Below are 11,394 nucleotides of genomic sequence, written 5' to 3'. Positions count from 1 at the left end.
GGTTATGAAAATAACTATAATTAAGTTCAGCGTTAAGAAATCATTTTTTTTTGCCCTTAAAATACACTTTTTGTTAAAAATTTTAATATTTTTTTGCAATTTTTATAAAAATTGCAAACTTAATTTCTTAACTTAGAATAATAAATTCTTCATTTGCTTCAAAAAGGCAAATAATAATTATAAATATTATTGAATTTATCTTATTTTTTTCTTTTTTATTCACTCCATTTTTAACCGCCAATAAACAATGGAAAGACGCTTACTTTTGCTTGTGCTATTTTTAATAGCACCCCTTGCTGTTTTTTGCCAAAGCCCAGAACGCATTAAAATTTCCTCTATTACTCCTAGCGAAAACACAGGCCAAGATTATACTCCTTGGTTGAATGACGATTTGAACAGTCTTGTTGAATTTGTTTGGTCTGGTAATTTCAAATGGGTAGATGTTACCTTGAAATTAGAGAAACGTAGCAAAATCACTAAAGTCTCTTTATACGACCATCAAGGTTCTTTCGAAGATACTCCCGTTTCTGTATATGCTTTAGATGGAACTACTAAAACTTTATTGGGAACTTTTAATGGTACTGCCTATATGTCTTTTGTGGACATCGTGGTAAAAACACCATTAGATGCTGATGCTATTATCATTCACAAATATGCTAATGCTATTCCGCAAAAAGTACAAGTATATGGCACTGCCGCTACTACTGCAGCTACTAAGCCGGCAGAACCAGTAGTTACAACACCTGAACCAGCAGTGGTAGTAACGCCTACTCCAGCTCCTGTTGTTTCTACAGTTGTTGCTCCAGAACGCATTAAAATTTCCTCTATTACTCCTAGCGAAAACACAGGTCAAGATTATACTCCTTGGTTGAATGACGATTTGAACAGTCTTGTTGAATTTGTTTGGTCTGGTAATTTCAAATGGGTAGATGTTACCTTGAAATTAGAAAAACGTAGCAAAATCACTAAAGTCTCTTTATACGACCATCAAGGTTCTTTCGAAGATACTCCCGTTTCTATATATGCTTTAGATGGAACTACTAAAACTTTATTGGGAACTTTTAATGGTACTGCCTATATGTCTTTTGTGGACATCGTGGTAAAAACACCATTAGATGCTGATGCTATCATCATTCACAAATATGCTAATGCTATTCCGCAAAAAGTACAAGTATATGGCACTGCCGCTACTACTGCAGCTACTAAGCCGGCAGAACCAGTAGTTACAACACCTGAACCAGCGGTTACCATTCCAGAGCCCGTAGTTGTAGTAACGCCTACTCCAGCTCCTGTTGTTTCTACAGTTGTTGCTCCAGACCGTGTTAAAATTGCTAAGATTTCAGCTAGTGAAAACACAGGTCAAGATTATACTCCTTGGTTGAATGATGATTTGAACAATTTAGTTGAATATGTTTGGACTGGCAACTCTAAATGGGTTGACGTAAGATTGACTTTTGAAAAACGCAGTAAAATCACTAAAGTTTCTTTGTATGACTATGAAGGTACTTTCGCTGATAATCCTGTTTCGGTATATGCTTTAGATGGTGCTAATAAAATTTTCCTAGGCTTGTTTGAAGGCCTTGCTTACAAAACATTTGTAGATATTATCGTTGCAACTCCTTTTGATGCAGATGCTATCGTAATTCATAAATTTGCGAATAATATTCCTCAAAAAGTACAGGTATTTGGCTTAGAAGCAACTAGTGTTTCTACAGGTTTAGTGGATGATAGCCCAGTTGTTACTACTCCAACACCAGCTCCCCCTGTAGTAGTACCTCCAGCACCAGTAATTGCTGGTACTAAAATAGAAATCAACCCAAAAAGATGGTATCAATTAAACAACAATAACAATGGTTTAGAACAACTTTTTGACGGTATCTTAGATGCTTCTGTGAATACAGGATGGGGAAAAATATTAGATAATTATGATGCTTATTACCCACTTCTTGACGACGAGCAAATGACATTGCAAAGTATTCGTTTTTATGACGGACAGGGTATCTTCCAAGATAAGCCTATGACGCTTTCTGTGATTACTGATACTTGGGAAAGAATTCAGATTGCAAAATTCACAGGAGATTTATACAATGCTTGGGTAGGTCCAGATCCTCTTAATCCAAATACATTTTCTTTGAGCAATATTCCAGCAGGTAAAATCAGATATTTGGTAATCAACACATACGGAAATTTACCAACAGAAATGGAATTCTATGGTACACACATAGCAAGTAAAAAAGCTGTTACGGCGGCTCCTTTAAAAGCTATTAAAATGAAAGATGGTTTTGGCGTAAATGGCTTTGAATGGGACTTTTTTGACCCATATCACCCAGATTATGTTGATGAAACAAAGGTTAAAGCTATCAAATCATTCTCAGGTTTCCGTCACTACATAGATTGGGATAAACTTGAGTTCAGTGAAAACAAATACACATTCAACCCAACATATAGCGGTGGTTGGAATTATGATGCAATTTATGAGCGTTGTAAAACTGAAGGAATTGAAGTATTAGCTTGTATTCAAGTGGCTTCTACTTGGTTGGTTAAAACATATCCTGAAAGTATCCAAGATTATAACGTTATTCCTGTAAAATACGGAAAGTCTATTACAGACCCTGCTTCATATATTGAACAAGCTAGAGTAGCATTTCAATATGCTGCCCGTTATGGAAGTAATAAAAATGTTGACCAATCTCTTTTAAGTGTTTATGACAAACCAAGATGGACGTTTGATAACATCAATACTGTAAAAGTAGGCTTAGGTGTAGTAAAATACATGGAATGTGGTAACGAGCGCGACAAATGGTGGAAAGGCAGAGGTGCTTACCAAACTGCTCGTGAACACGCTGCTAATTTATCTGCTTTTTATGATGGACATAAAAACACAATGGGTCCTGGCGTTGGTGTAAAAAATGCTGACCCTAATATGAAAGTAGTAATGGCTGGTTTAGCATTCGCAAAAACTGACTATGTAAGAGGTATGATTGACTGGTGTAAAGAGTTCAGAGGTTATAATGCTGATGGAACCGTTAATTTATGCTGGGACATCATCAATTACCACCAATATTCTGATAATTCAGGTTCTAAACAAGATGGTACATCTTCTCGTGGTGCTGCTCCAGAAGTATCAGAAGCAGCAAAAACAGCGAAAGAATTTGTTCAAATGGCTCATGATTATGCGAATGATATGCCTGTTTGGATTACAGAATTAGGCTTTGACCTTAACCAAGGAAGCCCATTAAAAGCAATTCCAATTGGCAATAAAAGCGAATATGTTACTCAGGCAGACTGGGGTTTAAGATCATCTTTGATGTATAACCGTTTAGGCGTTGAAAAGTCTTTCTTTTATGAAATATATGACGACAACTTTGAAAACCCTATTCAGTTTGGTTCATCTGGCTTAATTGGTCCTAATCAAAAACGCAGACCAATTGCAGATTACCTTTATCAAACAAACAAATTAATGGGTAACTATGTGTACAAAGAAACAATCTCTCAAGAACCAATGGTAGATCGTTATGAGTACAATGGTAAATCTGCTTATGTTTTGTTTATTGCTGACGAAAAAGGACGTACTGCTGATTATACGTTAAATCTTGGGAATGTTTCAAAAGCAAATTTATATAACTTAAAAGTGGGTGCAGATTCAATGAGTGTTTCATCTTTGGCTGCAAATGGCGGAAAATTTACATTAAATGTTACTGAAACTCCTATCTTCTTGATTCCAACAGAGACAGCCTCTACAAATCAAGCTGGTAATGTAAAACCAACAAGCAATGTAATTCCAACAACAGAAATGAATAGCCGTATTGCTGTTAGTGAAAAGTCAGGTCCAGAAACACCACTATTGGGTTCATTAAATACATATCCAAATCCAACTACTGATTATGTATTATTGACACTAGATAATGAAAGTACTGAAAACCTTGAAGTAAAAATTAGTGACTTGACATTCGGAAGAGTGATGTTACAAAATGTATTCGAAAAATCTGGAAGCAAATTTTCTGAAAAATTAGACATCAGAAACTTGCCTGCTGGAAACTACGTGATAGAAGTAATTCAAGGGAAAGAACAAATGGTTAAGAAAATTGTAAAGGCGGGTTAGAACAAGCTTAGCTGTCCTAAAATCTTTTTAGTGGCAGCTAAGTATGGTTTTCTTTTCCCAGAAATTATCAATTTAACATCTGTTCTGAAAACTGTACCAACTTGCATTTGATTTCGTTGTTTCCTAGAACAGCTAACCCACAAAACAGGCACCTTCTGCCCCTCTGTTGGACGAACCCTGATTCTCTTACTTTTGGCGTCGTAAGTAGTTGAAAGGTATACATTGGTAAAATAAATTGATTCGGCCATAACTGTTTAGTATATAAGCGATTACAATTTAACAAAAAACATTCATATTCAGTAAAAGAAGACTTCTAATTAATTAGGAGTCTTCTTTTGTTTTAAACCCACATTATACTTTGGCAAAACTTTAAAATGCTGTTATCTACTATTTTAAGTATTTTATCTACTTCAAAAGAAGTAACATTTTACTTTTAAATAGTTTTAATATTATATTTTTTATTGATAAAATTCTATAATTTTGCAAAACAGAAATACTTAACCAACAACAATATACTTTAAAAGTAAATAAGAGATATAAGGCTTCCTGAGAGTTTGTTTATTGTATGAAGAACTGTTTCTTTAAAATTTAGTTATGTTACATTTAAAATACGTTTTCCTTTGCTTATGCTGTATGCTGAGCATGGAACTATTGGCTTCACCTACCAAGCAATTAACGGTGGCAAAAGATGGTACTGGTGACTATAAAAGTATCCAAGAGGCCTTTGATGCAGTTCCCCTTCATAATAATAATCCTGTGCTTATTTTCGTTAAAAATGGTACTTACAAAGAGAAAATAGTACTGGACTCTACCAAAAACATGGTAACGCTTGTGGGCGAAAGTGCGTCGCAAACTATTTTATCTTTTGATGATTTTTCTGGTAAAGTAGGGGCAGATGGTATAAAAATTACGACTACCACATCAGCATCTACTAGAATTGTGGCAGATAATTTTACTGCCGTAAATATCACCTTCGCTAATACCGCAGGGCCAGTTGGGCAAGCGGTAGCAATGTTAGTAGATGGAGACAAAGCTCGTTTTATTAATTGTCGCTTTCTAGGTTTTCAAGACACCTTATATCCCAAACGTGCTGGCACCAGACAATACTATAAAAATTGCTATATTGAAGGCACTGTTGATTTTATTTTTGGTTGGGCCATTGCATTTTTTGACCATTGCCAGCTAAATGGCAAATTGGATGCGGGCTTTTTTACAGCAGCATCAACACCCCAAGATCAATCTTATGGCTTTGTCTTCAACCGTTGTACTTTGACAGGGAGTGCACCAGCAGCCACTTATTACTTAGGAAGACCTTGGCGAGATTATGCCAAAACGGTTTTTTTATGTTGCGAAATGTCAAACATTATTAAGCCAGAAGGATGGCACAATTGGCATAAAACCAATGCCGAGAAAACAGCTTTTTATGCAGAATATGACTCTAGAGAAGCAGGAGGCATTTCACAAGCAAGGGTAGAGTGGTCTAAACAATTAGTAAAATCTGATGTTAAGAAATACACTATTCAGAATGTTCTCGGTGGAAACGACCAATGGAGAGCCGCTAAAGGGCTATCTAAATTGGCTAAAATAAAAGTTTAGAACCCTCTTTGCTTTCAATTTGTAATTCAGCCTTGTGTCATAACGACGCAGGGCTTTTTCTTTTCATTAAGTTAATATTAAGGTATCTATTGATAAAATGTATGTACTTCAAATCATTATAAAATTATACTTTTACTTGTCACAAGTGGAACCCATAATTTGAGCAACAAATGAAAAGATATCGACCATTACAACGCAGACTGTTTTTGATAGGTTTCTTCCTAATGACCTATCAATCAATCATTTTTGCTCAAATCTCTACAACAGATTTGTATCAACAAAGTAGTGAAATCAATAATGTGATGACACAATATTATGCCGACAAAGGCATACTTTCCCGATTTTACTTTGTAGAAAACTCTCCTGAACGAAGAGAACGCCTAAAAAAACTTATTACCGACTATCAAAGTCAATTATCAAAACTCAATTTTAATCAACTAAATACTGGTTCTAAAGTAGATTACATCTTATTCAAAAGGAATCTGGATGAAGAATATTATCAATTTACGCTTGAAGAGAAAGAGTATGACGCCTTGAAGAAATGGTTTCCTTTTGCTGATAGCCTATATGCAGTAGAAAAAATAAGAAGAAGAGGAACGCCTTTAGATGCTCCTAAATTGGCTTTTCAGTTTAATGAAATAGCCAAGCAACTTGTTGTACTGAACACTAAATTAGCTAAAGACAGCTCTTTAACCAACAGCTTGGGAAAGCGAGGTGCAGGCATTACTACAAGTTTACAGAAAGCTATTAAGTCTGTTTATGGCTTTTACAATGGCTACGACCCTTTGTTTACTTGGTGGATGCCCCAACCTTATGCGCAGTTGGATTCGCTGTTAAAAGTATATGCTATTAATTTTCAAAAGAAAGGGAAAAACCTCTCCACACAAAAAATAGATGCTAGTGGTATTGTAGGCAATCCGATTGGTAAAGAAGAAATCGTCCGTCGATTACAGCTTGAAATGATACCTTATTCTCCTGAAGAATTAGTTGATATTGCCAATAAAGAATTTGCTTGGTGTGATGCTGAAATGCTCAAGGCAAGCAAAGAACTTGGCTTTGGCGACAATTGGAAAGCTGCCTTGGAATACGTAAAAACTAAATATGTCCAGCCTTCCCAACAGCCACAAGAAATGATGAGGTTATACAATGAATCGGTTGACTTCCTAAAGAAAAATCAATTAATAAGTATTCCTGCACTGGCAGAAGAAGCATGGCGAATGAATATGATGTCACCAGAAAGACAATTAGTTAATCCATTCTTTTTAGGCGGTGAAGAGTTCATTATCTCCTATCCAACCAATACCATGACTGAAGACCAGAAGTTAATGAGTATGCGTGGAAATAATCCTCATTTTTCAAGAGCAACCGTACATCATGAATTAATTGCAGGGCATTCGTTACAGTATTTTATGCTGAATAGATATAAAACGTATCGTCAGTTTGACACTCCTTTTTGGATGGAAGGCTGGGCATTGTATTGGGAATTGCTATTGTATGACATGAATTTCCCAAAGACACCAGAAGATAAAATAGGCATGTTATTCTGGCGGATGCATCGTTGTGCCAGAATAATTTTCTCGCTTAATTACCATACGGGTAATTGGACGCCACAGCAATGTATAGATTTTTTAATCGACCGAGTTGGACATGAAAAAGCCAATGCAGAAGGCGAAGTAAGGCGTTCGTTTGTAGGTGGGTATGACCCACTGTATCAAATTGCCTATATGATTGGGGGATTACAATTTAAGGCCTTGAAAAGCGAATTGGTTGACACAGGCAAAATGTCTTACAAGCAATTTCATGATAGTATTATGCAAGAAAACTCGTTGCCCGTAGAAATGATTAGGGCTATTCTCACGAAACAATCTTTGGGCAAAGACTTTAAAACAAATTGGCGATTTTATAAATTCAAGTAAGCAATTAATCATTTAAGATATGAAAAGTGTAGTAGTAATCGGAGGTGGAATTATTGGTTTAAGTACGGCATATTATTTACAAAAGGCTGGGAATCAAGTAACGGTTATCGACAAAGGTGATTTTTCAGATAATTGCTCGTATGGCAATGCAGGCTACGTTTGCCCAAGCCATTTTATTCCCTTGGCAGCCCCTGGCATTATTTGGCAAGGCTTAAAATGGATGCTGAATCCTAAAAGCCCGTTTTATGTAAAACCATCTTTGAATCCCGCTTTGATAGATTGGGGCTGGAAATTCATGAAAAGTGCTACTGAAAAAAATGTAGCCGCTTCGGCCATTCCCTTGAGAGATATTTCCTTATTGAGTCAACATGAATTTGCCGAATGGGCTTGTTTACCTCACTTTGATTTTGCCTATGAACACAAAGGAATGCTAGAAGTATTCCAGACAGAAGGCGTACAAGCCCATGCACATCACACCGTTGAGAAAGCACAGGAATTGGGATTGGATGTTACTTTATTGAATTATGATGAATTACAAAGCCTTGAACCACAAGCTAAAATTAACGGTCTTGGTGCGTTATTTTTTAAATGTGACGCCCACTTATACCCAGACAAGTTGATGCGTGTGTTACTACAAGATTTAACAAGCAAAGGCGTAGTATTGAAAGCGAATGAAGAGGTGATACGCTTTGAAAAAAACAATGGAAACATCACGAAAGTAATCACCCAACAACAAGCTTATGAAGCCGATAGTTTTGTGATTGCTACGGGTTCATGGAGCAGAGAATTGGCAGAAATGGTAGAAGTAAGTTTACCCCTAATGCCAGGACGTGGCTATTCAGTTACGCTAGAGGACTCTCCCTATAAAATCAACCATCCTATTATCTTGGCAGAAGGACGAGTAGCTTTAACACCAATGGATGGCAATAAAATTCGTTTTGGCGGTACGATGGAAGTGGTTTCTACTAAAACACCACCACAGTATCATCGGGTAGAAGGCATATTGAAATCAGTGAAAGACTTTTTCCCAGCGTTTGATATTCCAATGCCTAGCAATGATAAAATATGGTATGGATATCGCCCTTGTTCAGCAGATGGGCTACCTTATATTGGTAAAACGAAGAAACATAAAAATGTAGTAATTGCCACAGGTCATTCAATGATGGGTTTAAGTCTAGGTCCAGCAACAGGCAAACTAGTAGCAGAATTAGTGAATGAACAGCCTACAAGCATTGACATGAAAGCTTTTGATGTACAGCGATTTGGATAAGATAATTAGAAAATAGTAGTATTTTTGAGGATAATCTAAATCTTTCAAGCAACTTAAAGGTTGTAGTACAACATGAATTCACAAGCTCCTCAAAGTACTTATTTCGAACAAATTAATAAAAATGTTTGTAAAAATGTAGCGTTTTCGGAAGAAGAATTACGCATTTTCAATGAACATCTTCAATACAAAAAGATTAAAAAGAAGACCTTTTTATTACAAGAAGGAGAGATTTGTAATTTCGAAGCCTTTATCATAAAAGGCTGTATGCGGAAATATTATATAGATAAAAATGGTTTTGAAGTAATCTTACAATTTGCCATTGAAGATTGGTGGGTAAGTGATATTGCTAGTTTTCATGAACAAAAACCTTCTGACCTGTTTATAGAAGCCTTAGAAGACTGTGAGATTTTTGTGTTGACGCCTGATAAAAAAGAGGATTTATTAATGAAAGCCCCTCGATTTGAAAGACAATTTAGATTATTGGTACAGAAAAACTTGTCGGCAACACAAAGTAGGTTAATCAATTCTATTGCCCAAACCGCTTATGAACGATATGCTGATTTCCTGAAAAAGTACCCAAAGATTCCTCAGCGCGTAGCACAACATTATATCGCTTCGTACCTCGGTATTTCTGCTGAATTTCTCAGTAAGGTAAGGGCGAAAATGGCGAAAAACAGTTAACATAAAAAAGGTTGAGACTTTCATCTCAACCTTTTTTATTTGATTAATAACTCGGATTCTGAGTTAAATATCCTGGAATATTTGAAGCTCCATCAATCGCCGTTTGCGGAATTGGGAAGATTCTTTTGTTTCTATCAGTATTTGTTTTCTCTGTCCATTTATCTTCGAATTTACCAAAACGAATCATATCTGTACGGCGATGCATTTCCCAATAAAGTTCAAATCCTCTTTCACGATATAAAATATCCAATGACATTGCACTAAGTGCTGGAGCTGGCTTAGACGACGTTCTGGCAGCTCTAATCAAATTTACATCTGATAATGCACTAGCCACATCATTACTTTTTCGCAATTTTGCTTCTGCTCTCATCAAATAAACATCAGCCAAACGAACGATGCTAATATCTGCTTCACCAAAATTTCTACCACTTACAGATTTCTTACTGAATTCATATTTCTCTACTCTATACCCTGTATTATAATTACTTCCTTCAGTAGTAAAGTCTATTTTCTCTGTGAAATCTACCGCTAATGTTGGCTTATTTCTAGTATCATAATAAAGCTTTCCTACTTTCATTTTTCCATCAGCACACTTCAAGAAAACACCATTTTTACGAATCAAGCCATACTGTTGTCCTCTTAAAATACCACGGTTGATATTAAAATTATCAGCCGCAACACAAGAGTCAGCAGGGTTTGAATAGATAGACAAATTTTGTTTATAAAATCTAGGGTCAACAGTTGGGTCTTGTGGAGCATAAGCATTCACCCAAGTACGGTAATAGTCAGAAGTAATCGCCGGTCCATCCGTTCCGTTAGCATTCGGATATGCTGGTAATGGGAATTGGTCTCCAGAAAGAGAGAAATATGCCAAACGGTTATGTCCATTTAACTCTGCACGCTGATCAACTGCAAAAATCAATTCTTTGTTGGTATGATTATCTGAGTTGAAGATTGAGAAATAATCGTTTGATAATTGATATTGACCCGAAGAAATAATTTTATCAGAATATTCAATTACTTTATCCAAATCTTCATTTTTGAACGTAATCGTTGCAGCATAAGGATCACGATAAACCGCAGCATTTAGGTATAGTCTTGCTAATAATCCCCAAACAGCACCCTTCGTTAATCGTCCCGGTCCTACAGATGTTTCTAGGTTTGGCTCAACAGCTAATAATTCACTTTTGATGTATTCAACAGCTTTGTCACCTCTCAAAATAGTAGAGTTTTCTCCAATGTCATCTTTTACGAATACTAAGCCAAATAAATCAAGTGTCAACATTGAATAATAAGCTCTCATACCTCTTGCTTCAGCTAAATAGGTTTTAGCAATTGGGTCTTTTGAAGTTGGCAATGTATTAATAGCCGTAATAGCACGCGACATTCCCTGTAATATAAAGTTCCAAGTGGATCTTAAATTAGGGTCAGTACTTGTTTGGGTATGAGCATGTAGTGCTAAATAGATACCATTATCACCCCAGTCTGTACCCCCACGATATGGCAAAATGGCCTCGTCTGTAGAGATTTCTTGGATTGCGAAGTAGTTGGTATGTAGGAAAATATCTGGAAGCCTTGCGTACACAGGAGCAATAATTCCATCAGCAGCTTGTTTATCCGAAAGATTTGACGTGAAAGATTCATCCAATACTACTTCTTCTAGATTGGTACAACTTTCAATGAATAAAACGCCCATTAGGGCCAATAGTACATATATTTTCTTTTTCATGATTTCGACGATTTGTATTTTAAAAATTTGGTGATTTGAAGATTTGAAAATGAATTATTCTCAATCATCACATAAACCAAAGATTGAACAGATAACAGTT

General features: G+C 36.1%; 7 protein-coding genes. 5 read left to right on the top strand and 2 right to left on the bottom strand.

The window, feature by feature from the left end:
* Nucleotides 1-247 precede the first annotated feature (247 nt).
* Nucleotides 248-4,102 (top strand): T9SS type A sorting domain-containing protein, encoded by a 3,855-nt coding sequence (locus AC07XN_RS09375; protein ID WP_494742843.1) that lies wholly within the window; start codon nt 248-250, stop codon nt 4,100-4,102.
* On the opposite strand, the gene AC07XN_RS09370 is transcribed toward AC07XN_RS09375, so the two are convergent.
* The gene (locus AC07XN_RS09370) at nt 4,099-4,350 is read right to left on the bottom strand and encodes a hypothetical protein (protein WP_309923849.1); all 252 of its coding nucleotides are present in this window, start codon (nt 4,348-4,350) and stop codon (nt 4,099-4,101) included. The two genes, AC07XN_RS09375 and AC07XN_RS09370, sit on opposite strands and share 4 nt — an antisense overlap.
* Before the next feature lie 346 nt (nt 4,351-4,696).
* Here AC07XN_RS09370 and AC07XN_RS09365 point away from each other — a divergent pair, with 346 nt between their 5' ends.
* The 4 genes from AC07XN_RS09365 to AC07XN_RS09350 all read left to right on the top strand — a co-directional run bounded on the left by AC07XN_RS09365 (nt 4,697) and on the right by AC07XN_RS09350 (nt 9,565).
* Nucleotides 4,697-5,698: a pectinesterase family protein gene (locus tag AC07XN_RS09365; RefSeq protein ID WP_309923847.1), complete on the top strand. Its 1,002-nt coding sequence runs from the start codon at nt 4,697-4,699 to the stop codon at nt 5,696-5,698.
* 170 nt (nt 5,699-5,868) lie between these two features.
* A complete protein-coding gene (locus AC07XN_RS09360; RefSeq protein ID WP_494742842.1) occupies nt 5,869-7,614 on the top strand; it encodes a DUF885 family protein in 1,746 nt (581 codons plus the stop codon).
* 19 nt (nt 7,615-7,633) lie between these two features.
* On the top strand, nt 7,634-8,884 hold the full coding sequence (locus AC07XN_RS09355) for an NAD(P)/FAD-dependent oxidoreductase (protein ID WP_309923843.1): 1,251 nt from the start codon (nt 7,634-7,636) through the stop codon (nt 8,882-8,884).
* Nucleotides 8,885-8,956: 72 nt separating this feature from the next.
* A complete protein-coding gene (locus AC07XN_RS09350) occupies nt 8,957-9,565 on the top strand; it encodes a Crp/Fnr family transcriptional regulator (RefSeq protein ID WP_494742841.1) in 609 nt (202 codons plus the stop codon).
* A gap of 43 nt (nt 9,566-9,608) precedes the next feature.
* Here AC07XN_RS09350 and AC07XN_RS09345 read toward each other — a convergent pair whose 3' ends face one another.
* Nucleotides 9,609-11,294, bottom strand: a complete 1,686-nt coding sequence (locus tag AC07XN_RS09345; protein WP_309923839.1) for a RagB/SusD family nutrient uptake outer membrane protein — start codon at nt 11,292-11,294, stop codon at nt 9,609-9,611.
* Between the last annotated feature and the right edge of the window lie 100 nt (nt 11,295-11,394).

The sequence above is a fragment of the Arcicella sp. GW458-12-2-14-TSB2 genome, from assembly GCF_059423785.1.
Note: the sequence above shows the minus strand (reverse complement) of the source record. Positions and strands in the feature narration are given on the sequence as shown.